General features: G+C 52.1%; 21 protein-coding genes and 2 tRNA genes. 11 read left to right on the top strand and 12 right to left on the bottom strand.

Features of this window, described 5'->3' with window-relative positions; genetic code table 11:
• Positions 1-76 precede the first annotated feature (76 nt).
• Together ACR0MJ_RS15745 and ACR0MJ_RS15740 are read right to left on the bottom strand one after the other, a co-directional pair.
• On the bottom strand, positions 77-559 hold the full coding sequence (locus ACR0MJ_RS15745) for a GNAT family N-acetyltransferase (RefSeq protein ID WP_170408263.1): 483 nt from the start codon (positions 557-559) through the stop codon (positions 77-79).
• Positions 560-572: 13 nt separating this feature from the next.
• Positions 573-884 carry an ETC complex I subunit gene (locus ACR0MJ_RS15740; RefSeq protein WP_010442452.1) on the bottom strand — a complete coding sequence of 104 codons (312 nt, stop codon included), beginning with the start codon at positions 882-884 and terminating at the stop codon, positions 573-575.
• A gap of 153 nt (positions 885-1,037) precedes the next feature.
• On the opposite strand from ACR0MJ_RS15740, the gene ACR0MJ_RS15735 reads away from it, so the two are divergent.
• Both ACR0MJ_RS15735 and uvrB read left to right on the top strand, forming a co-directional pair.
• Positions 1,038-1,508: an SRPBCC family protein gene (locus ACR0MJ_RS15735; protein ID WP_480761696.1), complete on the top strand. Its 471-nt coding sequence runs from the start codon at positions 1,038-1,040 to the stop codon at positions 1,506-1,508.
• Positions 1,509-1,585: 77 nt separating this feature from the next.
• Complete coding sequence (uvrB, locus tag ACR0MJ_RS15730) at positions 1,586-3,772, top strand: excinuclease ABC subunit UvrB (RefSeq protein WP_480737035.1); 2,187 nt, start codon at positions 1,586-1,588, stop codon at positions 3,770-3,772.
• 7 nt (positions 3,773-3,779) lie between these two features.
• Here the strand turns inward: uvrB and ACR0MJ_RS15725 are convergent, their stop codons facing one another.
• From ACR0MJ_RS15725 to ACR0MJ_RS15715, 3 genes are all read right to left on the bottom strand, one after another.
• Positions 3,780-4,754 carry a DUF2971 domain-containing protein gene (locus tag ACR0MJ_RS15725; RefSeq protein WP_480761695.1) on the bottom strand — a complete coding sequence of 325 codons (975 nt, stop codon included), beginning with the start codon at positions 4,752-4,754 and terminating at the stop codon, positions 3,780-3,782.
• Between the two features lie 186 nt (positions 4,755-4,940).
• Entirely contained in the window at positions 4,941-5,192 is a 252-nt protein-coding gene (locus ACR0MJ_RS15720; protein ID WP_480761693.1) for a hypothetical protein, read from the bottom strand.
• Between the two features lie 61 nt (positions 5,193-5,253).
• Positions 5,254-5,496, bottom strand: a complete 243-nt coding sequence (locus tag ACR0MJ_RS15715; protein ID WP_170408258.1) for a TFIIB-type zinc ribbon-containing protein — start codon at positions 5,494-5,496, stop codon at positions 5,254-5,256.
• 440 nt (positions 5,497-5,936) lie between these two features.
• Between ACR0MJ_RS15715 and ACR0MJ_RS15710 the strand changes: the two genes are divergently transcribed.
• Positions 5,937-6,272, top strand: a complete 336-nt coding sequence (locus tag ACR0MJ_RS15710) for a hypothetical protein (protein ID WP_170514092.1) — start codon at positions 5,937-5,939, stop codon at positions 6,270-6,272.
• Between the two features lie 111 nt (positions 6,273-6,383).
• On the opposite strand, the gene ACR0MJ_RS15705 is transcribed toward ACR0MJ_RS15710, so the two are convergent.
• Positions 6,384-7,451, bottom strand: a complete 1,068-nt coding sequence (locus tag ACR0MJ_RS15705; protein WP_480761691.1) for an AraC family transcriptional regulator — start codon at positions 7,449-7,451, stop codon at positions 6,384-6,386.
• Positions 7,452-7,527: 76 nt separating this feature from the next.
• Between ACR0MJ_RS15705 and ACR0MJ_RS15700 the strand changes: the two genes are divergently transcribed.
• From ACR0MJ_RS15700 to ACR0MJ_RS15685, 4 genes are all read left to right on the top strand, one after another.
• Entirely contained in the window at positions 7,528-8,925 is a 1,398-nt protein-coding gene (locus ACR0MJ_RS15700) for an amidohydrolase family protein (RefSeq protein WP_480761690.1), read from the top strand.
• A gap of 86 nt (positions 8,926-9,011) precedes the next feature.
• Entirely contained in the window at positions 9,012-9,716 is a 705-nt protein-coding gene (locus ACR0MJ_RS15695) for a DUF3299 domain-containing protein (RefSeq protein ID WP_480761689.1), read from the top strand.
• On the top strand, positions 9,713-10,891 hold the full coding sequence (locus tag ACR0MJ_RS15690) for a carbohydrate porin (protein ID WP_480761688.1): 1,179 nt from the start codon (positions 9,713-9,715) through the stop codon (positions 10,889-10,891). Before ACR0MJ_RS15695 ends, ACR0MJ_RS15690 begins: the two co-directional genes overlap by 4 nt.
• A 69-nt stretch (positions 10,892-10,960) precedes the next feature.
• The gene (locus ACR0MJ_RS15685) at positions 10,961-12,835 is read left to right on the top strand and encodes an amidohydrolase family protein (RefSeq protein WP_480761687.1); all 1,875 of its coding nucleotides are present in this window, start codon (positions 10,961-10,963) and stop codon (positions 12,833-12,835) included.
• An 18-nt stretch (positions 12,836-12,853) separates the two neighbouring features.
• Here ACR0MJ_RS15685 and ACR0MJ_RS15680 read toward each other — a convergent pair.
• Positions 12,854-12,952, bottom strand: a tRNA-Val gene (locus tag ACR0MJ_RS15680).
• A 424-nt stretch (positions 12,953-13,376) separates the two neighbouring features.
• Between ACR0MJ_RS15680 and ACR0MJ_RS15675 the strand changes: the two genes are divergently transcribed.
• A complete protein-coding gene (locus ACR0MJ_RS15675; protein ID WP_480761686.1) occupies positions 13,377-14,399 on the top strand; it encodes a hypothetical protein in 1,023 nt (340 codons plus the stop codon).
• A 14-nt stretch (positions 14,400-14,413) separates the two neighbouring features.
• Here ACR0MJ_RS15675 and ACR0MJ_RS15670 read toward each other — a convergent pair whose 3' ends face one another.
• From ACR0MJ_RS15670 to ACR0MJ_RS15660, 3 genes are all read right to left on the bottom strand, one after another.
• A complete protein-coding gene (locus tag ACR0MJ_RS15670; RefSeq protein ID WP_480761685.1) occupies positions 14,414-15,115 on the bottom strand; it encodes a DUF5677 domain-containing protein in 702 nt (233 codons plus the stop codon).
• Positions 15,116-15,266: 151 nt separating this feature from the next.
• A complete protein-coding gene (locus ACR0MJ_RS15665; RefSeq protein ID WP_480761683.1) occupies positions 15,267-15,845 on the bottom strand; it encodes a recombinase family protein in 579 nt (192 codons plus the stop codon).
• Positions 15,846-16,533: 688 nt separating this feature from the next.
• Positions 16,534-17,826, bottom strand: a complete 1,293-nt coding sequence (locus ACR0MJ_RS15660; RefSeq protein ID WP_480761681.1) for a hypothetical protein — start codon at positions 17,824-17,826, stop codon at positions 16,534-16,536.
• 1,207 nt (positions 17,827-19,033) lie between these two features.
• Here ACR0MJ_RS15660 and ACR0MJ_RS15655 point away from each other — a divergent pair.
• Together ACR0MJ_RS15655 and ACR0MJ_RS15650 are read left to right on the top strand one after the other, a co-directional pair.
• Positions 19,034-19,546 (top strand): hypothetical protein, encoded by a 513-nt coding sequence (locus ACR0MJ_RS15655; protein WP_480761680.1) that lies wholly within the window; start codon positions 19,034-19,036, stop codon positions 19,544-19,546.
• Between the two features lie 52 nt (positions 19,547-19,598).
• The gene (locus ACR0MJ_RS15650; protein WP_480761678.1) at positions 19,599-22,307 is read left to right on the top strand and encodes a hypothetical protein; all 2,709 of its coding nucleotides are present in this window, start codon (positions 19,599-19,601) and stop codon (positions 22,305-22,307) included.
• 539 nt (positions 22,308-22,846) lie between these two features.
• Here ACR0MJ_RS15650 and ACR0MJ_RS15645 read toward each other — a convergent pair.
• Both ACR0MJ_RS15645 and ACR0MJ_RS15640 read right to left on the bottom strand, forming a co-directional pair.
• Positions 22,847-24,124: a DUF6538 domain-containing protein gene (locus tag ACR0MJ_RS15645; protein ID WP_480761677.1), complete on the bottom strand. Its 1,278-nt coding sequence runs from the start codon at positions 24,122-24,124 to the stop codon at positions 22,847-22,849.
• 62 nt (positions 24,125-24,186) lie between these two features.
• Positions 24,187-24,262: transfer RNA gene (locus ACR0MJ_RS15640), tRNA-Val, on the bottom strand.
• Positions 24,263-24,670: 408 nt separating this feature from the next.
• Here ACR0MJ_RS15640 and modA point away from each other — a divergent pair.
• Positions 24,671-25,435 (top strand): molybdate ABC transporter substrate-binding protein, encoded by a 765-nt coding sequence (modA, locus tag ACR0MJ_RS15635; RefSeq protein ID WP_170627335.1) that lies wholly within the window; start codon positions 24,671-24,673, stop codon positions 25,433-25,435.
• Positions 25,436-25,438 lie beyond the last annotated feature (3 nt).

Here is a 25,438-nt window from a genome sequence, read left to right as displayed (position 1 = left end):
GCAAGGGTACGGCCCTTATATCTGAATTCAAAGCGGTCGGTCAGACTGCACCAAGCGGGTGCATTCAGCTTTTCCCTCAGCGTTTTGGGCTGGACGTAAGGTCCAACCGCATAAACGCGCTGTTTGGATCGGCGTCATAGCCGTAGATCGGACCGCAATAGGAATATCCCAATGTTTCATATAGCTTGCGTGCTGCGTCATATTCCGAGAGATGATTTGCGCCAGTTTCCAGGACAAGTGCGGAAACGCCCTCGGCTCGGGCCAGATCGGCAAGATGGTTCATGATCACACGCGCCAATCCTCGGCCGCGCGCAGCAGCAACCACGTGCACCGATTTAACTTCGGCAGTGCCATCCGGCAGCGCCTTAAGCGCACCACAACCCAAGGGCTTACCCGCCTCATAAATAGCCCAAAAGCGAATGCCCGGCTCGCGCAGGGCATCAATGTCCAGCGTATGATTTGAGGTTTGCGGTGTCGCGTCCCAGCTATGGGCGAGATGCGCTTGAATGATCGGGCGCAGATCCTTGGCGCCGGGGTCTGCTTGGCGGATGTCGATCATTCACTGGGCCTTGTCAGTGGGTCCAGGGAGCGCGCCGGTCAGTGGCGAAATTCTCACCATAGCCGCGCGCCCGCAGGTTCGGCTTGCGCTTGTGCGGCTCGCTTACCTGCGCGTCGATACCGTTGTCTTTGGCATAGTCCAGCGCCTCTTCCTTGGTATCGAACTTCAGACGCACCTGCGTTTGGGTGTCATTGGACGAGGTCCAGCCCATCAGCGGATCGACCTCACGCGCAGAAGCCGGGGCGTATTCCAGAACCCATTTGCGGGTTTTGGCCATCCCCGAGGTCATCGCGTTTCGCGAAGGCTGGTAAATCCGTGCGCGCATGTCGCCTCTCCGTACTCACTTGGTGGGCTTGTTTATGCGTCAGAGCGCGCGCCGGGACAAGATGACAATTGTCGCGGGTCGCATGGACTGCCTAATGACAGGTATTGTCATTAGTTCGGGGTAGAAAGCGCGCAGACATAAAAGGACAGCAGGATGCTTCACCAAGAACGCCACCTCGACATCAACGCCCGACCCAATGAGATTTGGGCCATCCTCCGCCGCTTTATGCATATCGATGAGTTTGCCCCGCAGGTGATATCGGTTGATGCTTTGACTGCCGGATCGGATGGTGTTGGATCACAGCGCCGGTGTCACTTCGCGAACGGCACATCATTGGTCGAAGAGGTGACGGATTGGCAGGTTGACCGCGGCTACACCGTGCGGTTGTCGCAGATGGCGATGCCTCTGCGCGAAGCACAGGCGGCGATTGCCATCACACCGCTGTCCGACACGCGCAGCCGTGTTATCTGGAGTATGGATTTTCGTATGAAATATGGACCGTTGGGCTGGCTAATGGGACAAACCCTGTTGAAGATCATGATGGGCCGCGTGCTGGCCGAGAACCTGTCGGCCTTGGCGGCGAAGGTTCAAACGCACCCCGACGCCCAATCCCGTACCGCTTAGCTGAAAATGAATCCAGATCAGCCCTTGCAGATGGACAAAATAAGAACAAATGTAGGGGCCTGACCCGGAGCCCGCCCATGCCTTATGCCCATTCCGACAAGACTCAACTGACCGCAGACGACGTGCGCGCGCGTCTGAAACTGGAGGGCGGCAAGCAGTTCGTCATGCATACCGAGTTCGCACCGGCTGGCGACCAGCCGACGGCGATCAAAGAGCTGGCAGGCGGTGTGAATGATGGTGAGCGAGATCAGGTCCTGCTGGGTGCGACCGGGACGGGCAAGACCTTCACCATGGCCAAGGTGATTGAAGAAACGCAGCGGCCTGCGATCATCCTGGCGCCAAATAAGACACTGGCAGCGCAGCTGTACGGGGAATTCAAGGGCTTCTTCCCAGAGAACTCGGTCGAGTATTTCGTTTCCTATTACGACTATTACCAGCCAGAAGCCTATGTGCCGCGGTCGGACACGTACATCGAGAAAGAGTCGCAGATCAACGAACAGATCGACCGGATGCGTCACTCGGCCACGCGGGCGCTGCTGGAACGCGATGACGTGATCATCGTCGCCTCGGTCTCGTGCATCTACGGTATCGGTTCGGTCGAGACCTATGGAGCGATGACACAGGATCTGAAGGTAGGTCATGAGTATGACCAGAGGCAGGTGATGGCTGATCTGGTCGCCCAACAGTACCGCCGCAACGATCAGGCTTTCCAGCGCGGGTCCTTCCGGGTGCGTGGCGATTCCCTGGAAATCTGGCCGGCCCACCTTGAGGACCGTGCTTGGAAATTCTCGTTCTTCGGCGAGGAACTGGAAACCATCACCGAGTTCGACCCGCTGACCGGCGAACGCGCGGCAACGATGGAGCAGGTGCGGGTCTATGCGAATTCGCACTACGTCACGCCGAAGCCAACGATGAATCAAGCGATCATTGGGATCAAAAAGGAACTCCGCATCCGGTTGGATCAGCTGGTTGGCGAGGGCAAGCTGCTGGAAGCTCAAAGGCTGGAACAGCGTACGAACTTCGATCTGGAAATGCTTGAGGCCACCGGCGTTTGTAACGGGATCGAGAACTACTCGCGCTACCTCACGGGCCGTGCGCCGGGCGAACCGCCGCCAACCCTGTTCGAATTCATTCCGGACAACGCGATTGTCTTCGCCGACGAGTCCCATGTCAGCGTCCCGCAGATCGGCGGTATGTATCGGGGCGACTACCGGCGCAAGTTCACGCTGGCGGAACACGGGTTCCGCCTGCCGTCCTGCATGGACAACCGACCTTTGAAGTTCGAGGAATGGGACGCAATGCGCCCGCAATCCGTCTTTGTCTCGGCCACCCCGGCGAAGTGGGAGATCGAACAGACCGGCGGTGTCTTCACCGAACAGGTCATCCGCCCCACCGGCCTCTTGGACCCCGAGGTCGAAATCCGCCCGGTGTCGATGCAGGTGGACGACCTGCTGGACGAGGTGCGCAAGGTGGCCGCCAACGGATTCCGCACGCTGGTGACAACGCTGACCAAACGCATGGCCGAGGACCTGACCGAATACTTGCACGAGCAGGGCATCAAGGTCCGCTATATGCACTCGGACATCGATACGCTGGAACGCATCGAAATCCTGCGCGACCTGCGGCTGGGGGCCTTCGACGTGCTGGTCGGGATCAACCTGCTGCGCGAAGGGCTCGACATCCCAGAATGCGGACTGGTCGCCATTCTGGACGCGGATAAAGAGGGCTTCCTGCGCTCGGAAACCTCACTGATCCAGACCATCGGTCGCGCCGCGCGCAACGCCGATGGGCGGGTGATCATGTATGCCGACAAGATCACCGGCTCGATGGAGCGCGCCTTGGGCGAAACCAACCGCCGCCGCGCCAAACAGCTCGCCTATAACGAAGAACACGGCATCACGCCTGAGACCGTGAAGAAGAACGTCGAGGACGTTCTGGCCGGTCTCTACGAAGGCGATGTCGACATGAACCGCGTCACCGCCACCATCGACAAACCGATGCACGGCGCGAATTTGGAGGCTCACCTGGACGGGTTGCGTGACCAAATGCGCAAAGCCGCCGAGAACCTGGAATTCGAAGAGGCCGCCAACATCCGGGATGAGATCAAGCGTCTGGAAGCAGTCGATCTGGCCGTCGCCGACGACCCCATGGCGCGCCAATGGGCGGTCGAGAAAGCCTCGGAAGACGCAGTGAAGTCGCGCGGGCGCTCAACGGCTGGCAGGCCCGGGCAGCGAGGTGGGAATGTGAAGAGACGGAAGCGGTAGGAATTCGTTACTGCCGCCGATATGGAATGTTCGCCCCCCGTACTTTCTTCGCCAGTGTCGTTTTCTTAAATTCCTGCAACATCTTGCGAGTCGCCATCACAGAAATTGGCGTACTGGCCGTTGGGCCAAGAATTACCGCGTCAGCTATATTCTCATAGGAATAATCCATGCCGAAAATGCTGCTTAGTGTTCCCATATTCAGCTTCAGTCGGGGTTCGATTCCTCGGTCGGAAATCGAGTAACTCTTCATCTTCTCAAATTGAGAGCCTGGATCGCGGTCTTTCAAATAGGCAAGGCGCCACTCTTGTTCTTCTCGAAATCCGAGGTCCTTTGAAAAGATTGAAGCCAACACAATTCTTTTGAAAACTTCTTTGGCAAGAGCGGGGACCGCAACATCATCAAATTCAACTTTTCTCAAGAACTCCGCCACACAATTGAATAACCTGTCAATCCAATCTAGCCGCTCTTGCGCAGTGCCGTAGACAACTTTAGCCAAGACAAGGCCACGCTGTGGAACACTCGTCAGCTTCGCAGTGTCTAAAACAATCGCAGCACCCCCACCGTCAGCGCCATAAGCTCTCCACATCGACAGTTTTCCATTAGGCTCACGATCATCGTATTGTGAAAAACAACCAACGTACAATTCGGCTATCTCACTTGTTCCGTATTCGTCATAGCAAGATTGAAAACTAGCGAGAAAAAGATCACATCTCTGCCTTTTTTGAAGTGAGTTTAACAATCTTTCATGCTGATATATCGCTCGGAGCGACGCATTGATCCCAAACGCTACTTCTTCATAGTCGTTCATTACTAAAGGGTTAGAAAGCCAGAGCTCGTCATTCTTCAACATACTCTCAAGCACAAAAAGCGAGGAGTAATGCGCTAACTTTGGTCGTGCCGTTTCGAATTCATTTTCGGCGGGCAAGTCCGAGTAGAGAAACTGAATAAACTGCTGGATTGGTTCTGCGTTTTGGTCTGACACTAATCTGCTTCGTATTGGTTAATTGGTCTTCGAAACTTGTCCACGTTCATGCTCGTTTGCAAGCGTTAACAAGCGTAGGATGGGTCTCTAATCCATCACCTAGAGGCGACAAATACGCGTGGTGGGGTAAAACCCCATCCTACCAACCGTGCCATAAAAAGGGCGGGGAAATCCCCGCCCCACTAATCACCCCTTATCCCAATGGGCAACCACTTCGTATCCAACCGGCGTTGGCGGGCCTTCCAGATATTCCGCAAACTGACCCCAGATCTCGGCCACTTTGGGCGCGTTTGCGTTCGAGGTCTCCTCGCTTTCCACAACCGAGATCACAAAGCCTGTGCCATCGTCGTTCATCGCATTGGTGAAACTGTGCATGCCTGGCATGCCCATGATTTCGGATTTCAAAGTGTTCAGAAAGCGTAGGATGGGTGCTCGCACCCATCTCACCCGTGACTATACAACAAGCGATAAAACCCTCTCAGATCACGGTGCCAACGTCTTAGAAGTCAAACAGCTCATCCAGAAAGCCGCCGCGTTTCTTCTTTTTACGGTATCCGTGATCTGATCGGTCATCATAACCCCGCTGCGGCGGTGGCGGCGGCGTATGGTCGGCAGAGCGATCGATGATTTTGTCCAGCTCTCCACGGTCCAGCCACACGCCACGACATTGCGGACAATAATCAATCTCGACCCCGCTCCGCTCGGTGATTACCAGCTGAGTTCCATCAATCGGACATTGCATCAGACGCTCTCCTTTTTCTGTCCTGAACAGATGGGAGCGCGCGCAGGGATTTTCACCCCACTGCGACCGCACGTCCCGCTATGGGCAAAGCTATAGGGCAGAGTTGGCCCGGTCCCGCGCTGCCCCCTTCAGCATTGGAATTCACAAATTGAGGTTCCAAATGGTTGCCATGACGAACCCTAAGAAATTTCTCAGCAGCTGATGGGCGCATAGACCCATTGTCTCTGTCTTCGAGCCCTCAATGCTGGGTTGGATACTCCCCAAAACGCGATGGAAATGTGCTTAGGGCTCACCTCAAAACGCAGGCGAAACCCAAACGTGAATTGGTCTAACGAGATGCGTGCAACGAGACCGCAGAACGACCCGAGTTTGGACAAAATTCCGCCCAAAATCGTCAATAGCCGCCGCAGTGCAACAGATCGAATACAGATTGGAAATCAATGAAAAAGGCAGCTCTTCTTCTTGCCCTATTGCCCGCAGCCGCAGTCGCTGAGGAGCGGGTGTTTGAATGTGAGGCACCGGATGCGGAACACCCGGAAATGGCCGCTCGGCTTGTGAAGTATGATGGCCAGCAGAAGGGCCACATCACGATCGGGGATATCGACAAGGATGTGGATGTGTTTCCCGGTCTCGACACCCTGACCTATCTGTATGTCGGTGAGGATTACACGCTGAATTATAACGTTCACCCTGAGAAGGGCACGTTTGATTACTCTGCCTCTGGCAGCAAGTCAGGATGGGGCAAGGGAACGTGCGTAGAGACCACGGGCCAATAATGGCGTTCGAATAGAATGATTTAAGGCGCGGTCGAGACGGCAGTCTGGTCGCGCCTTTGCTTTTGTTCCGAGATCAAGTTCGCACAGCTGATCCAAGCATTTGCAACATAATTACGAACCCAGGCGGAACTTGGTCGGTGTCATTCCGGTCTGGCCCCTGAAAAAGCGTGTGAAATGGGATTTGTCGGAGTAGCCGAGCATCAGACCGATCTCAGCTATTGTCATTTTGTCTTCTCCGAGGTGTTCCTTGGCGACATCGACACGCAGCCGTTTGATTTCGCGGGGCAGCGTTGTGCCTTGCTGCTGAAGCGCCTTAAGAAACCGTTCCGGCTGTATTCCCAACAATCCAGCCACCACCTCTGGTCCCAAATCGGTTTCATCCAGCTTATCGCGTAAAACAGATCGCAAAGCAGCTACTACGGTTACTTCTTCATCTTGTCGCGGTGAGGCGATGGGCTTGGCAGAGCCCTCAGAGACATGGTGCAAAAACAACCATTCTACAGGGAAACTAATCTGCATTCCGGGATCGGTCCCAAGACCGACCTCGATCCCTTTGTAATCGATAGGTAGTCCGTTGATGTATCTGCTTTCCCATCGCACACGCGAAGAATCCCAGGCATCTCCGACGACGGTCTGCAATAGGCGTACATAGATTGCGGCACCAAAACCGGTCACCTGAATCGGCGGCACAGTAGGCTCTTGTTGCCTTTCGATTCGATAAGTCGCTTTGTCTGCTTCAACGACAAGGCTATGTCGCACAGAATTGGATTCCTGCGGTACAAGCCCCACGAAACGGGTAAAGAACTCGAACAGCGTCTTTGTCGATTGCAGTGCCTGAGCGAACGGAGGCCACTGTTGCAGGTCAAACGTCTCCCCTACTTTCAGTCCAAGGTATCGATCCCCTGATACTTCTGAGAAGGCATTTACCAAACCATAGACCAACTCTGAGTGCACGAACACGGCTGGGTCAGACAACAGTTCGGCTTTCAGGCCGACCTGATCCAATGCTGGTTGCGGATTGATCTTACGTTCGGTGAGATATTGCAGGAACGGAGCAGCTAAGGAGAGGCGAATAAAGCCCTCGCTATGCTCTTGAGAGGTGGAGTTGAAAGGCAAGCTCGTCACCCTCGTTTGGATTAGTTTTACAATGTGGCCATTTTTACGATCACTTTCGAACATTCTAATTCAAAAATGGCAACCGAGCCAAGATTTTCCGGACTACAGTTTGCAAAACACGAATATGAAGGGAGTGCTTATGTCCGGTCTACGAATGTCCCTTTGCTCGGCGGTAATTGTCGCTGCAGGTCTATCTTTTTCAACGTCCGTGCAGGCTCAGGATCAAGAAGAACCTCAAACGCTGTTTACCAATGTGCATGTCTTCGATGGCGTGAATGAACAGCGTATCGAGAATGCCAGCGTATTGGTCGAGGGTAATCTGATTAAGGCCGTATCAACCGATGCAATCGATGCCCCCAATGCTACGGTCATTGATGGAGAGGGACGGACACTGACCCCCGGGTTTATTGAACTGCACGCGCACCTCATGCTGATGGGGCCGACGTTACCTGCGATGGAGGCCAACACAACGTGGGAGGACTTTGCCATACACGGTGCACGGATGGCCGAGATGTATTTGATGCAGGGCTTTACCACAGTCAGGGATGCGGGTGGGGCCAATGGCGGGTTACGTCGCGCAATTGACGCAGGCCAAATTGACGGCCCGCGTTATTTTCCATCTGGTGCATTTATCGGAACGCGAGGTGGTCACGCTGATTTCGCGAATTTCACCGCACCGCCCGGGTCTGAAACAAACATGAGCAGGCTGAACTTGGCACAGGAAATTAGCGGTGTTGATGACGTTTACAAGTTCGCACGCAACAATTTCCGCATGGGCGCGACGCAGTTGAAGTTCATGCAATCTGGTGGCGTCGTTTCGGCCTTCGATCCGTGGCAGTTGCTGGCTGGATCGCCTGAGGAAATCAAAGCCGCGGTACAGGTGGCAAATGAGTATGGCAGCTATGTCATGGCGCATTCCTATCGGAAGGAAGCAATCCTGAGTGCGCTAGACGCGGGTGTGATGTCGATCGAACACGGCTTCTCGTTTGACTGTGAAATTGCCCAAGTCATGAATGAAAAAGGCGCATATATTACGACCAACCTGACGGCCTTCGATCCCGGATTGCTCGATATCCCGGCAGTGGCAAACGTCCCGTCGAGCCTTGCTAAGGCAAAGTCCGCCTCGGCCACATTTGCGGGCTACATCGACAATATGAAGGAATGCCCGGTGAAGCGAGGGTTCCAGACCGACTGTGTTGGTTCGGTCGAGGCCTGCAATATTCAGATTGCTTACGAGAAGCACCTGAACAATGAATTTTTTGGACCCTACACGTCGATGGTGACGTTGACATCGACGGGTGGTGAGGTGGTCGCTTTGTCAGGCGACTTTATGAACCCGTATACCGCCGGAAAACTGGGCGTTATCGAGGAAGGAGCTTATGCGGATATCCTGCTCATCGATGGTAACCCACTTGAAGACTTCACGGTTGTTGGCACGGGTGATCAATGGTTCGGTGCCGACCCGAGGCCTGAAAGCCCAGATACGATCCGCCTGATCATGAAGGACGGCGTCATCTACAAAAACACACTGGATTGACCTGTCTGAACAGCCGGAGAGTATTTATGCGACATTGCTTCCGCTCCGTAGTATTCGCAGGGTTGGTTTGGTGTGCTCATCCTGTCATGGCGACGCCAGGAACCGCGTTAGACTGGTCTGACCTGCCTGACCCGTCCGCGCAGGTCTTTGAAGACCCCTATCGCGAACTTAGCGCTGAACAGTTCGACGATGTTCTTTACGTCGTAAGGCTGCGCGGCAGATTGCAGCGGGAATCTGGTAGCAATGAAGAAAGGCAGAAATGGCAAGAGCTTCTGACCGAGACTGAGGATGCCTTGGCGGCTGATGGGATTGATGTCGACTGGCTACTCGACCAGCGAGAGGTCGTGACGGAACGTCGAAGAAAGGCTGGTACAAACGGAAATCCGCAATTCGACGGTCAAACAATCACACTCGCGGGCTTTGCCATTCCCGCTCCGAGTGATCCGGACGGGCGACCTGTCGCGTATCTGGTGCCGGAACGCGGGATGTGTAGTCACATGCCTCCTCCTCCGCCCAACCAGATGATCCGTGTGCGGTTGAATGGAGACTGGACGCCCAGCTATTTCCACGAACCTGTTCGGCTTACGGGCACTTTGACCATCAATCCTTCTGTTCAGAACATGATGGTTGTGGACGGCCTTATGCCTATGAATGCGACGTTCCAGTTGGAGACGGAACGCGTCGAAACTCTGGAAACTGAAGCAGACAGGCTGGAATGGAAGCAGCGCGCCGCCGATCGCATCCGGGCGGCGGGAGATCGCAAGACCAGCGGGGCAAGGGCATCTGAATGATAAGACTTCTGTTTGCCGCATTGAGTATTGCCTTTGCTGGCGCAGCGTCGGCTCAGGGACTGTCCGGGCCATCTTCGGTCGAAGCTGATCTAGAGCCCGGCGATGGGCTAACCGATCCGCAATACCGTACCGATTTTCCACGCAATATCGCACCAGGTTGGTTTCAGTGGAAAGACCGGCTGGCTGAGGGTGGGTTTCGGTTCAACATTGATTACTTGGCATTGGGCCAATCCACGAATGCTGATCTGGGAACCGGCGAAGCGGCAAGCGGAATTGCGCGTTTTTACGGTAGTTGGCAGGCAACTGAACGCGGCTCTTTGACATTCAAGATCGAAGACCGGCACAGTTACACCGATGTTGCCCCGCAATTCCTTGGGCTGGATGGCGGAGCACTTTCGATCACTGGGACAGCCTTCAACGATAATGGTTTGCTGCTGACCAATCTATTCTGGACGCAAAGGGCCGAGAACGGCGCGTGGACGCTGCAAGTCGGGCAGATTGATGTAACGGACTTTGTGGACATTTATGGGTTGGTCAGCCCATACAGCGGTTTCCAGAACCTGTCTTTCAATACCAATCCGACTATTAACACACCCAATCAAGGCCTTGGCATTGCCGGTGGAGTAAAGCTGAGCGAAAACTTCTACGCTGTTGCGAGCATCTCAGACGCAAACGCCGACCCGTCTGATCCAAACTTTGATGTGTTTAGCGATGGCAATCTCTTCAAGTCACTCGAGCTTGGTTACACCTCCGGCTTTGATCGCATCTACTTTGACAATATCCACCTGACCCTTTGGCACGCGGATTCAGCCGACGATGGCAGCCGCCCTGAAGACTATGGGGCCGCGTTTTCAGCGGCGTGGTTTGTTGGCAATAAATGGATGCCATTCTTCAGGGCAGGGGCCTCAAAAGGGACAGCGGCGCTTTATGATCGGTCCGTTTCTGCAGGTCTGGGATATTACGGTCGCAATACCGATCTGGCCGGGCTGGGACTGAACTGGGCCGAGGCAAGGGGCATAGACGGTGATCAGTTCACGCTCGAAGCATTCTATCGTTTTTCAATATCACCCGGGCTGCAGATCACGCCATCACTGCAGTTCATTTCTGACCCGCTGCTGAACCCCACGCAGGATAGCATTATGCTGTTCGGTCTAAGAACTCGGATCGTTTTCTGAGGTGGGGCGAAAGCAGACTCCAAAAATAACAAAACATTCAGTTTTGTCGATAAAAGGGAGGATCCATCCATGCGTACCTTGTTTCTGGCGGGCACGTTGTCTGTTTTTTCGACACTAGGCGCCGCGCAGACTTACGACATCGTCATTCTCAACGGTCGGGTCATGGACCCGGAAACTGGGTTCGACCAGATTGCTAACGTTGGAATAAGCAACGGCTGGATCACTGCGATCACCGACGAAGATATTAACGGCAGCCAGTCCATCGATGCGACAGGGCACGTTGTGGCACCCGGATTTATCGACCTTGAGCAACACGGGTTGGACCCTTGGGGTATCAAAGTAAACCTTAGGGATGGCGTCACAACTCAAATGGATTTTGAGGTCGGAGCCGCTAACATTGATGAATGGTATGAAGCACGAGAGGGCTCAACGCAGGCAAATTATGGCACGGTGGTTGGACAAGAATTCGCACGGATGCGGGTCCATGACGGGCTCGTGCTTGAAGGTGGAGATATAGACTTCCGGAACTTCTTCGCACTGAGGGCACAATCTGTGGAAGACGGCGTCGAGGGGTGGTCTTCTGTACCAAGCAACCGTGAGCAGATGAACGAAATCACTGCCCAGCTGGATGAGGCACTACGTCTTGGAGCACTCGGTGTGGGATCGACCATCGGTTACGCCCGCGAAGGTATTACCACCTATGAGATGTTCGAAGCACAGCGGGCTGCGGCGCGTTACGGTAGACTGACTTCCGTCCATCACCGATTTCACCCCAGTGCTTCGACGCCGACAGAAACACAGACGGGTGTAAATGAAATCTTGGTCAATGCAATGGTGCTTGGTGCCCCGCTGCACATTCATCATGACAATGATTATGGGTGGTGGGAAAATCAGGAAAAGCTCCAAATGGCCCGCGACCAAGGCTACAACGTCTGGTCCAGCTACTATCCTTGGACTGCCGGATCGGGAAACTACGGCGCTTCGATCATCGCCCCCGAAAATTGGGAAGGTTCGATGGGGTACAAATACGAAGACACCATCTTTGATCCCCAACTCGATCGCTTCGTTACAAAAGACGAGTTTTTGAGCTTCGCTGAGAATGAACCGGGACGGACAGCCATAGTTTTTAGCCCTCCAAGAGAGCAATGGCTGAATGATTGGATCACCATCGCAGGCTATGGCATCTCGGGCGACGGTATGGCCGGGCTAGACATCGAGGGCAACTTGATGAATTGGGATGCTCCCTACGAAGATTATGCCGGGCATCCTCGGTCAGCAGGCAGCCACGCGCTTGTCTTGAGACTGGCTCGCGAAGCGAATGTGCCGCTTATGCTCACACTCACTCAGCTAAGTTACATCCATGCGAAGCGATTAGGTGACACAGGGTTGCGAGCAATGCAGGTGCGTGGGCGTATGCAGGAAGGCATGGTCGCGGACATCACGATTTTCGACCCGGAATCTGTGACCGAAAAGGCGAACTATACTCTCGGTCAGCAAGGTCTTCCGTCAGAAGGCATTCCGTACGTGCTCGTTAACGGAACCCTTGTTGTTAACAACAGTGAAGTTCAGCGGAATATTTATGCCGGACAGCCGATCCGGTTTCCAGTCGAGGACAGCGGACGTTTCGTTCCGGCTGGTCGCGAGCAGATCATGGGTATTCTCACGCCGGATACCGGCACGGCCCGTCCAACACTGCTCGATGATATCACAAATAGTGAAGCCAATGTCGCACCTGTTGATCCACCAACTAATCAGTTTGCATCGATAGAGCCCACCGACCCCTATGATTGGTTTACTCCTCGCAACGGTCTAGATGACGGTGCCCTGTTCTTTTGCGTCGTGCATGCTCGCTTCGAGGAGCGTGCAACGGTAAATCGTGATTATGCGAAGGCCATGATGTCTAAAACGGGCGGACTTAGAGGTGCTAGTCGCGTAAGACCTTGATCCATTGTGGGGAAAGGATGGTGGGTGATGAGAGACTCGAACTCCCGACATCTTCGGTGTAAACGAAGCGCTCTACCAACTGTTACACAGACGCTCCGCTGTCTGAGCTAATCACCCGTGACGGAGATGTGTGTTTTCCCAAAGCATCAACTGCGGTTTTCTCAGGTGAACCCTCGTGGTTCGAGTACGACACTTACTGTAACGGAATCAGAGGTCAAGTCGGTACATGTACGGGCAAGCGGTATTGCGTTTGGCCCGACGGGAGTTGTCGATGGAATTAGCCCCTTACGGTGTTGCCGAGGGTAGTCGTTAGAGCCGTTTCAGCGTTTTAAGGATAGCGAAGCTTTAGCTCTCGATGTCTAAGATAGGCTTTGCAATTGCTGTTGCGGCGAATGCCCCAAAAAGATTATACGCTGAAAAATCAAGTACTAAACTCGTGCAGCGTCTTAAGTTATTGGGATCGAAACGTCGGTCATACCGAGTTAGTCTGCAGCGAAAGTGTTACGTAGACTAACTATGCAGAGGATTTGATCCCTACGCCATGGCCGGAAAAAAACATCATCACATTTGGCAGATGCTTCAACGTGGATTTGGAACGAAACGCGGCAAAGATCATCACGTCTGGATATACTCCAAGGGTCAACCTCCTAGGCAAACGGTCACAAGGCTTTTTGGGATGGAAAAGCACTTCTACGGACCGGAAGGGTCTGATGCGGACGCCAATATCACGAAGTATGAAAACGAAAACCAGAGCATTGTTCTGGAAGTTAGACAGCTACCAAACGGTGCAGACGTAGATTCTGAATTTGCAGCAACGCTGATAGGGCACTTGGAAATCCGAAGCGCGTTCCTTCGCGAGGAGATTTCTACGAGCTTTCAGAAAGGCGTGACTGGACTAGCCAACTCAATAAAATCGCCTGATGCCCTTCGCAAGGTGATGCTTAAGAATCTTAAGGAAAACCCAGCGGGGGTAGACGCTTTGCTTGGTCAGAATTTCATCCAGAACAGGGATAGAGATCAAGTCAAACGACTATTGGAAGAAGCCCTCAATCATTTTCCTCAAGAGGCGTTATTGGAAGCAATTGATCCTGCAGCTTCTCAACTTAAGGCGTTTTCAGAGCTGGTCCCCGGTATTGCAAAGGACACTCAAAACAAGTTGCTTGCGGAAACAGCATCGGATTACCAGCGATTGAACCTATATCGTGCTTTTCAGTATCGTGTTTTTCGCCCAGATAGAGGGCAGTTCATCCTGCCTGACACGACACTCTGCTTCACTAAACGTGATGGGGCCGCTCCATTTGCTCAAAAGGGCGATGAACTTGAAGCCGTCGCTTTGCCTCTGTCGTCGTCTGTTGCGATTGTGGGATGCCGTTCAGGAGAGTTGCCATATTCCCTCAAAACCCTCAACCGGTTACTGGCCGCTTGTTCGTTCAGGTCATTCATAGCTAGCAAGGATGATGAAGCTTTTCGAAGTCTGAGCAGCAGAATTGGCAAATATGCCAAGCTGATAGATGATAAGGACCTAGACATTTCCCTTGATGAGTTAGACCTGGGGTCGACATAGGGTAGTGAAATAAATCAATTGCTCTCAGGTTGCGGCATTTCACTTTCCAAGAAGGCTTTGGTTATCTGTGTGGTTTCTCGGACCCAATTCCGCACACCGAGAAGTGTAGCTTGCATCTCTTCAATGCTCGTTTCAGTAAATGCAACGACGCCGACGCTGTCACCTTTCTCAATAACGTGACGTTGTATGAGGGCATCTAATCGCCCATGTACATCTCCAGACAGATTACGATAAACGGTTTGGTATTCGTTACTTAAGCCGACCCGATCAAACTTCTCTAAAACAGTCATACTACGTGTGCCTTGAGACTTAAGCTCTCGGATAAGTCTCTTGTGTTCATCTATGACTTCCTCGACGTTATCAATTTTTCCTAGTGTTGCGGTATATGGGTTACCATCGACCCCCTCTTGAAGCTGTTTTAGCCAATAGGTTGCGTCTGCCAACCTCATAGTGTCGACGTATTCCGGACACGTCGCCAACAGCTTCACCTCTACCATTCCTTCCAGCACTTTGCGGGCGAGAAGATTCGCATCATATCCCTTGGCATGTTTTGCGAGAAGCACGACAGCATGGACTGTTTCGACAACAGTACAGGCCATCGACATTATTAGCTGATGCCGCCAATAAGAAGGTTCGAACCGAAGTTTTTCCAAGACTGGAATGCACTCTTCTAAGACGACGGCCTCTAATTCTTCGGCATTGATGTGAACCGTCATGTATCTCTCAAAATCTAGGCAAGATTGTTTGGTCGGAGGGTTGGAAATTTAGTAAAACAAGAGATACTTATCCGTGCATCCAAGCAATCACAACCAATGGCCATTACCAATCGATACAAACAACCATTGGCCGAGTTTCTGGACTTCTATTTCAGCACTGACCTTCCACAGCGACTGACTGATGGACCTCGTTAACGATCCGGTAGACCGATCTCTGAGAAATGCTTAAGCGCTGGGCGATCTCGTGCTTCTTGTAGCCTTGCCCTAGTAGCAGAAACACTTCAGAAGCCTTCATACGTGCTGTTGGTTTCCGGCCTTTGTATTTGCCCTCAGCTTTAGCTTTGGCTATTCCCTCTCGCTGCCGCTCCAACATCATCTCCCGTTCGAACTGAGCGATGGACCCGAGCACATTCAGCATAAGCTTCCCTGTGGCTGTGGAGGTATCAAGGGACATGTCGAGAACTCTTAGATCGACGCCTCTTTGAGTTAAGTCATCCACGATCTCGCCTAAATGCCTGACTGAGCGAGCAAGGCGGTCAAGTTTGGTGACAATGAGGACATCTCCTTCTCTGCAGTAGCTGAGTGCTTCACTGAGCGCCTCTCTACGGGCAACAGAGGAGACTTGTTCGGAGTAGACTTTCTCGCATCCAGCTTCCGAGAGTGTCTTCTGTTGGGCTTCCAGTCCTGCTTGTTGTTCCAGTGTAGATGTTCTTGCGTATCCGATGATCATGGTGGTGATCTCCTTTAGGTTCCTAGACGTTGAGGCAATTGCTTGCCAAAAGCCGAGATCGACTTCATTGCCACCATTTCCGCCACCCTCAGCAGATGGACATAGAACCTTGACCTATTGGCAGAATTTTTAGCTGGAAACTAAGGGGTGGGGGGTTTGGGGAACCGACTTCAAAAAAGAGGGGGATTGTTGTTCTTATTATTATCTCTGAAAATTGGTCCCTCGGCACGCAAGAGAAAACCTTTACTAAAGAGGAGTCCTACCCACGCCTAGAGTGCTTTCAACTGACTTAGAGTGTACTCAATTATCAAGTTGCAAGCGTTTTAGGGGATGGTAGAGGATCAGCTTCTATCGAGTACTCTCAACTAACACTGTGTCCAGCGCTGGGCGTAATTCAATGTCATAGGGTTAACGTGTCCGAGGATGAAATTGAATTCGGCTTCTACAGTGGAAATTCCTCAGCCATCCTTAGTGATACATAGAGATGCTTATTAACTAATGCTCGCTAAGTATCTGATAATTATATGTTAAGTCGAGAGTCTTGCCGCTTCTTAGTGGCAAAGGTTGAGGGCCATAGGGAGCTGAGGGAATCACGTTTTAGCAGCCTCATATTCACTATCCTACAAGAATTTTTCTTCCGGTATAGTAGCGCTTCTCCACTGGTTACGTGTTCCCTCAGTTTCAATGACTACGACGCTCGGTTTGCCTCTCGTAGGACATGTGTTGGAATGTCTTCATCCCATAGCCAATTGAGAAAAAGGTTACGCATTCTTCGACTGGGAAGATAAACAGTGATCGGCTTGCCGTCTCTAATCTTAGATCGCCAAACCCATTGGATTAATTCAGTGAGGGCATAGTCGTCCTGACTCACTGATCCTTTGCCGAGAAATCGTAGGATGTTGGGGTTCAAGAACTGATTATAGAGATAGATCAGGTGCGTTGCGTTCCTATAATCGTTCGTGCCTCTTGTCGTATTGGGGAGCCAATGAACACGCCCGCTTCTGCCCTGAAGCCGAGAGCCTTTGGCGTATGGACCAGGACGGTACTTTCCCTTTTCTACGCCACCAGAACCAACAGTCGGGCTTTTTCCTCCAGCGAACCATTTTGTCTTTGGGCATGTTAGTAAGATATTTTCAAGAGGAACTTCCTTAAGGGCATTTCGTGCCAACGTATACAGCGCTTTAGGGACCAAATCATCGTAGGCCTCGGGTGATCCTGAGGTTTTGTTTGTTTGGTCGGTGTGACTGAATGAAAGCGGATCAAGAGACTTAATTCCTTTGACGGTAATAAGGTCTCTGACTTCTTGGACGAACACGCTTTCGGCTGTACCATCCAACTTATCGTGTACCGTTGTTAACCCTAAGTGTTTTAGGTAAGCAGCAATGATAGACCCCTCAGCTTTATAGGTGTAAATCCTCAGAGACTTCCCCACCTTGAGAAGCTTTTCCGGAAGTACCGCTACGTTGAAACCATTTTGAACATTGAAAAGGCGTCCAGACTTGGCGGCCTTGTAGAACTTCATTGGAACGTGTCTCTCAAGAGCAGCGCACTCGGTGTCCCAAGCATCCGTAGGAACGACCTGAGAGGTCTCAGGGTCAACCGTACACAGACCGGATTCTATGAAGATACGATCCCATGCTTCTAAATTGACATTGAAGTTTGCATCTATGACCGAGAGAACTTCGTCAATGTGGATGTCATAAGAGTCCAATAACCCCTCAGAGACGACATCTGCAAGCGTATCAAACATCGCATGAGTTGTGACTACGTTTTGGCCTTCTGCCAGCAGACGCCTTAGGGAATGGATTTTCCGAGTAGTGACTATCTCTTGCCCACTGTCGTCGAATACAGTGCCAGCTTCGGCTACGGGTTGTTCAAAGGTTATTCCTCGGTTCTGTGTCGCCTCTATCACGCGGTCACATTCAGTGAGCAGAGGGACAATGACTAGATACTGCTTGTGATTTTCGAATGATTCAATCATCTCCGTAGTTTTCCCTCTCCCACAGGGTCGATCCACAATTACAACTTGACGGACTGGGGAAGAAGAAACGTGAAAAGGTAGAGGATCATGCCTCATGGTTTAATGTCTCGCTAATTTAGTGTGGGTTGTTAAGTGCTGCCTGAGTAGGCGCAATTCGGTTGAAGCTGGTTCGGCTCCTTAATGGTACAGTTGGAGACCCCTATGCGCTGGGCGTGACAGTGGCGTGGGCAGGCATCATATCGACCGTGGCAGTTCGTTTAGTGAGCACTGATGAAGGAAAAACCTCATCATCTGGGGCTGCTACTTGGGTCGCTGTAGAGCCACACAGGCAGTCGCTCTGAGCTTCAAACTACTCCTCGGAGAGATGGCCTCACCTCAGTCCCCAAAAGTCTCTCCCGAGGAAATCACATTGGTTTTCCATTGGATGGATCCAAAGAAGCAGTTTCGGCAGAGGCAGGTAAAGCCGTATCCACAAGGATGTGAAATGGAGCCGGTAGTGTTTTCCATTGCGACTCATAGTTTCGAGTATATTGAAGGATGGTCCGAGCGCTGTATCATCGACAGATGATTTGTCTCTAGGGTCAGTGCCAAAAAAAAGCGCTTCATTTTCTGGAAATAACGGACCTTGGTTCACAGTGTAGCGAATGACTGCAACGAGCCCATAGCGGTCAAATCTATTTCATGCTGCATGCGCTCGCGGCACCGATTTCTCGCGCTCGCGGCATTTTCCGTCGCAGCAACTCAGCGAGAACAGCGGTCAATCGCGCCGAGCGCAGCTGGATTTTGTCATGTTGAGATAGACGCGGGACATTCTTGCCCTTTTGCCCCGTTCAAAGGCACAGGCCATATTCGAAAGCATGGCCCGCTTCCACGTGCTCATCGTGTGCGGATGAACGCCTTACTTCTTGTAAAGCTCTACCAACGTCATCTCTTCGCGGATCGTCTTCAGTGCGACTTTCGCTTTGAATTCAGACGAATGGCTCTTTCGCATGGCCGTTTTGGATCATCTCTTTCATCGTGCGATCCGCCTTAAATTCTGTTCTAAATTTCCGTGATAACCGCCACTGGGGCAGAGCATGCGGCAACTACGAAAGTGCTGTGCTTTTTTGCCCAACAGAGGTTTGGCTTGAAAACAACATCAAACTCTCTCACGATCTAGTGAAATCCGACCGACATTTGAGATATGCTAAAAAAGAGAGATTTCCTCATGCAAAAACTGAAGATAGCTTTGATGGCTGGCGCTTGTTTTTTCCCAGCGATGGCTAATGCTCAAGACTATTCTGATCTCAGCAATTGCGCTGTTGTTAGAGTTTCAGGAGAAGCACCCGGTGGGGGGGCGACTAGTGCGGTTGTTGTAGTTGGAGTGGGCACTATCAGCGGATCGAGCTTTATTAGTATGTCTACCTCTACAAACCTCACGATCCGAGGACCCCAGTTTTCCTGTCTGGTTCGAAACACGATTCCCGCAACAAATGCCCAGATCGCTGACGCACTAAAGCAAAGCTTGGACTCAATGGCAGCGAAGGTAGAAACTAGCACAAATGAGGTCCAACAAAGTGCAGCACGAATGTTTGCGGTGCAAATCGACGTACTCGCCGCCGAGCTTGAGGAAATTCGGTCTCTTGTACCGGCCTTGAATGGCGAGGACGTTGAACAAATAGCTGCCAGGTTGGACCTGCTGCAACAACGCCTTGACGCACTTTCAGGCGAGGCACAGTAATGCGATGCGACCATCAGTTAGGATATTCATCTCCGCTCTAGTCCTTGACCTCGTGGCTTTACCACTGGCAGCGCAACAAAACTCGGACAGGTTTTGGTCTCTTGCAACAGCTGCAATTACGACACCTTCCGGAGAGCAGCTTTACAAAGATTACAAAGACTTCCAGGAATTTGAACGCAACTTGATGCGTATGCCGTGGGATGACTTTGAAGACCAAAACCTGGCCCCTTGGGAAACCCCAGAAGAGACAATTGAAGCATTGTCAGAAACCGCTGGGCTTATGGACTATATCGAAGCACGGACTGCCCAAGATCTCGGCGTGTTCAAAGATGCTTTGATTGGCAGCCACGCTCGCGGTTATGCATCAGGATCACGCGATAGTGACAGGGCGACGATCGCAACTGAAATAACTGCTGCGAATATACGAGTGATTGGTGCTGCATATAGGGGCCCACACTACGTAGTTGATGAATTCATAAGTAGAGTTGAAACTGCAGGCAAGATCTGGGCTTCTGGTGCAATTCGTGACAATGTTTTAGCACCGGAGACACTAAGACGGTATTCGGCAGAGTTGGACAATTCGTCTGTTGAAGCGCTTGAAGAGGCGCAGAAGATCCAGCTGGAAAAAGGCTCTAGGTTTCTGCAAAGTCTGTTCCAAGTGGAGGGATTAGCTGCACAGTCAGCTGCTGCCGAAGCCAATAAAGAAAATCAGTCTGCTCTGTCTTTGGTGGCAGATATCAGTGCCGCGAACGGTCCGAGTGATCTACAGAAAATTGCACAGAAGCTAGAGGCGGGCGAATACCCCGGTTCAGTCGAGGAACAAGACGACTATAAGAGCCTCGTAGAGTCCGCGACGGAGTTTGTTGCCAGCTCATCGGAGGTGACGAAAAAAGCCAATGAAGTTGCGGAACTGCTGGACGCAGCAAACATAGATCTGCCCGAGCCAGCTTCAAAGGCACTTGGGTTTGCGAACGCTTTCAATAGTACGTCGTCACAACTGATAAGTGGTAACTACATTGGGGCAGCGACAGGTGCGCTGAAGTTTTTCGGCCCAAAAACCATGAGTGGAGAACAACTCCGGCACAAAGCCATAATGGACGCGTTGAACCGGATTGACCGAAAGCTTGACCGAGTGCTGGACAATCAAGCTTTGTTGCTGGAGGGCCAAGCTAAGATCATGCAGCAACTGGATCGCATGGAGTGGACTATGCAGGCGGGCTTTCAAAACATCGAAGTGTCCCTGCAAGAAAGCACGGAGATAATACTGCGTGCTGTATTTGCCGCTGACGATCGAGCTTTGGCGGTTTGTAGCGCCGTTGCAAACTCCATCGACCCGATATTATATCCCGAAAGTGCTGAGAGCATTGACTTGATTAGGCAGCCGAATGGAAGTGGACTTGCGGATCGCCTACGTTTGAGTTGGTTGGAAAACCCTCCAGACATCTCGGTTAAGTTGGAGTATATCTCCGAAAGGTATGGCTTAGATCTGAGCAGGTGCAACATCGCGCTTTCAGATTTGTTTAACGCACTGCAAGGCGGTCGTAAGATTGACGAGTACTTCTCTCTGAATCGGATTTTTTCAGGTGAAGCACCGGACACTGAGAGCATTCGAAGTTTTGCTAAGTCATACCGAGACGAGCTTTTTCACCCAATCGTCATCAATTACTATTTGCCTCGCATGGCTGATTTGCTTGTAACTAAACAGGGGCTTACAATCGAGAACGCTCAGAAGGCTGCGGTTGCGTTGGCCTTTTCGCCTCCTCGATTCACTGAAACAGCTTCTGTTGAAGGTAACTTTGATATTTCTTTTCCCAGCACAGCACGTTCCCGACTGGCGGTCGATCATGAACAAAATCGGGTCACTTTCGAAAAATACTTTACAGAAGCCATTTATGAGGAGCTTTCTCGTCCCTTGTCAGCGCCCAGTGTTCTATACGCGGCCAAGGCTGTGGGGGACCTCCACAGTGTTTTTGGTTTGATGGGCAGGGATCCTTCGCGCTTCTCTGTAGAAACTCTTAATCCGGACAAACAGCATCCTGCACAGAACGAAGAAGATGCTCTGCGTCTATTGATGCAGGCCCTACAAATCGTTGAGATACTTCGTGCTCAGCAAGCGATCATCGATGGAACTTCGCTCGTGGAGTTGCTTTGGAACGATCTTCACAGCAGAGAAACAGAGAAGTGGGATCAAGCTGGAAAGGTCATTGATGCTAGTGCCCTTATAAGGAATAATTTCACAAGGTATGCGCTTTACCGTGCTGTGACAAATAACGAAAGTAATAGCCCTTTCATCTACCGCGCGATAGTCGCTAGCGGCAATCGGAAACAGCTTGAGAGCTTTCTAGATAATGCAATGGGTGATGCAATCAATGTAACGCTTGAGTGCGGCGGGGTAGAGACCGAAGAGGAAAAGCTCGCTACATTTTGCGAAAGCACAATGGGAAACAGGTATGCTACTAAGTTTCGCCTGAAACTGCAGTGGCCGGACGCTGATCCAAACGCAAAACCGCTTTTAATGGCCAGCCTGCCAGGTTTTCTTGTACTTGAAAGCAGGCACTATCTTCGTTCTGACTCAGCTCAAACTACCCAATTAGTCCATGATCACCTTCGAACAGAAGTCGCCAGCTACCAGTTTGGTCAAGCACTTGAAGAGGCGTTGGTGTCAGAAGATGTCGCCGATCTGGTTCCAAGAATTCGGACAGTATACCAGCTATCTCAAAACCTAAAACGAGGATACCAACGTCCATCTGCATCTGAATAGCAAGTTTCTTGGTGTTTTTACGTTAACTTACGGGTGGTCGAGGAATGCTGATGCATGGACTTCCAGCTGATTGAGTGGTGGCGTTCTAGGCGTCAAATACCTTGAAATGGTGATATCGGATTGTTAGGGCAGAGCGGCGATCGACGAGTGAGACTACTATGAGACGACTGCACTGTTGCGCGCAACAAGAAGCGTCGAGCACGGACAAGCATTCAAGAAAAGATTATCGAAACGAAGCTCGGGTTGCTGGAACTTGCCTCGCAGTTGGGGTCCGTTTCGCAGGCTTGCAATGTCATGGGGTACAGACCTACGCCGCATGACAGCAAAAGAAGTGCTGCGTTTGCGGACAAATGCTGCATCAGCAATAGCCGCAACTGCGCAAGTCCGATTGTCCGCAGAGGGGGCATTCATATTTAGCACTGGGAATGACCGCTTCTCTTCATTAAAGGTCATGACCCTAAGTCCGACAGGGGCTGTCAATGTACGCGCCTCAGAGTTTCTATCTCTTGGTGGAAAAGTTGACGGCGCCTTGCCTTGGATTAATCCAAAGGAGCTACTCCCACGAGACTCCCTCCAAGCTCATTGTGTAAGACCTCGAATGTACTCTTGATGATCCCGTTTAGCTCTGCTCTCTTCGCATAAACGCTTATGCCGATGTCGTCTTTGTTGGAGTGACCCACGATTAGATTTCTGGCTTCTCGGGAAACCCCAGCATTAACTAGGGCGGACACAGCCGTTCTCCTGAACGAATGCATATCCCAATTGGAATTATCGCCATCAAGGTTCTTCCGGGCTTTCTCAAGCGCCTTCCCGAGGTAATGGCTGGGATGCCTGTCGTAGCCACCCAAAGCAATCCGAGGGAACAATCTGCCGATATTCTCTGGACAACTTGGCTCTACTATCGTTGCCCTCTTTGTAGCCTTCCTCAGTAGCTGATAATCTTCAGCTCCAACGATCATTACGTCCCTTATTCCGGCTTCTGTCTTACTCTGAGGGATGCTGATTTTGAGGTGATCCCCTCTGTCTTCAATGTCCCTTAAGTACCTTGAACAGATTTCGTTGAGTCTGCATCCAGTGACCCAAAGCAGTCTTACTGTGACATACATCTCGAACTGATATTTGAGGCCATTGTTGCCAGCGATGTACTGCAGCAGCTTTTGAGCTTCATCTCTTGTGACAGGTCTCAGCTTCTTAACACGTGGGTCCTTCTTCTTTCTTTGACCTGCCACACGCCTCAGGAGAGAGCCAAAGGGGTTCCGCATATCGGGATCAACCAAACCCCAGTGATCCAGCACACGCCAATAGGAAGCCAAGCAAGATTGGCATGATTGAAGAGATCGGCCCGAGAGTGGTTGCCCAGTTCGTTCTGAGGGAGTGGTCTTAAGGTTCTCAATGAAGCCCAGTGCCAGAGAGCGGTTAATGTCCGTGACCTGTATGTTTCCAGAGTACGCCTCAAATGTCCTAAGGTGCTGGCGGTATCTAACCTTTGTGCTGTTACTTATTCCGTCCGATTCAGCTAACCACCTATCGGCAGTAGCTCTTACAGTATTCTCCTGTTTTGGAATACTCGGGCGAAAGACCTGTGATGGTGTTTGTCCCTCGGTGATCGCTTCAAGGATTTCCTCAAGGACTTTTGGACGGCGCTTCAATGCTTCGGCTAGGTCCTGAGTTCCTAACCCTCGGACGATCTCTCGTTTGCCAACAATGTCTTGGTACTCAGTCGGTACAGCTACCCTAAGAGCGTACCCTTTACCTCTAAGGAACAATCCTCTGGGTAGTCCAACACGGTTTTGAGGTTTCGATTCCCTTACATTCATCCTCAAATAGCCTCCAAGTTCTCGTTACAAGACCCTGAGTAAACCATTGAAAATGAAGGGAATGGTGGGTGATGAGAGACTCGAACTCCCGACATCTTCGGTGTAAACGAAGCGCTCTACCAACTGAGCTAATCACCCGTGAGGGCTCATGTAGCTAAGCCCGTGCGTGGGTGCAAGAGGGTATGGCACAATTTCTTTTGCAAAATTGCGCAAGGTTTCAGATCAGCGTTTAGGCAACTGGGCGCGGTTACCAATCGAGCAAACTCATGTGTCATATCGTGGTTGAATAGCGAAATGCGGATATCGCTGTTCAGGCGAGGCGGATCAGACACGTTGTTTAGCGATTGAGCGCTCTACCTCGGGAGTTTCCGGTTTTAGAGAAGCGCGACAGCATATTGATCTTGGGTTGGGCGATTCTCGTTTTCCACCGAATTCTGAGTTCAATATGGGCCGTAGCTTTGGTTGTAAGGCCAAAGGGCCTTGCCTGCCACGTGTTGCCTCCGATATGCCCAGAGGGATTGCAACCCTCTGATCCGGAGGCAAAGAATGACGGGCGCCTGTCGCAGTCTGATCGCAGCTTTGGCCTTCTGCGCGATACTCGCTGCCCCGGTTCGGGCCGAGGGCGTGCTGGTTTTTGCCGCCGCCAGCCTCAAGACCGCACTGGACGTGATTGCCAGAAGTTATGAGGCTGAGACCGGGCAAGAGGTGACGGTGTCTTACGCGGCCTCCTCGGTGCTGGCACGGCAGATACAAGCGGGGGCGCCCGCCGATCTGTTCATTTCCGCCAACGAGGATTGGATGGACGTGCTGCAGGATCAGGGCCTGATCGATACCGCTTCACGTATTGAGTTGCTGGGTAACGGGCTGGTTTTGGTTGGTGCGCCGGGGGCTGACACGGCCGAGATTGAGGCGGGGTTTGACCTGAGCACCCGTCTAGGCAGTGGGTATCTGGCCATGGCTTTGGTCGATGCGGTGCCTGCGGGCATCTATGGCAAGGCCGCGTTACAGGGTCTGGGACTTTGGGGCGATGTTCAGGACCAGATCGCCCAGACGGATAATGTACGCGCCGCGCTGGCGCTGGTTGCGACGGGGGCGGCACCTTTGGGGATCGTCTATCGCTCGGACGCTGTGGCTGATGAGCGGGTCGGGGTCATCGGTGTCATCCCGGCAGATATCCACCCGAAAATTGTGTATCCAGCAGCCCTGACTTCTACTGCAGGACCTACGGCGCACGCGCTTTTGACCTATTTGCAAGGCAATTCCGCACGGGCCGAATTTGTGAGGCAGGGGTTCTCCCTGCCCGAAGGGTAGTAC

The sequence above is a fragment of the Ruegeria sp. C6 genome (assembly GCF_056537625.1).
This window is presented reverse-complemented; position numbering and strand designations above follow the sequence as displayed.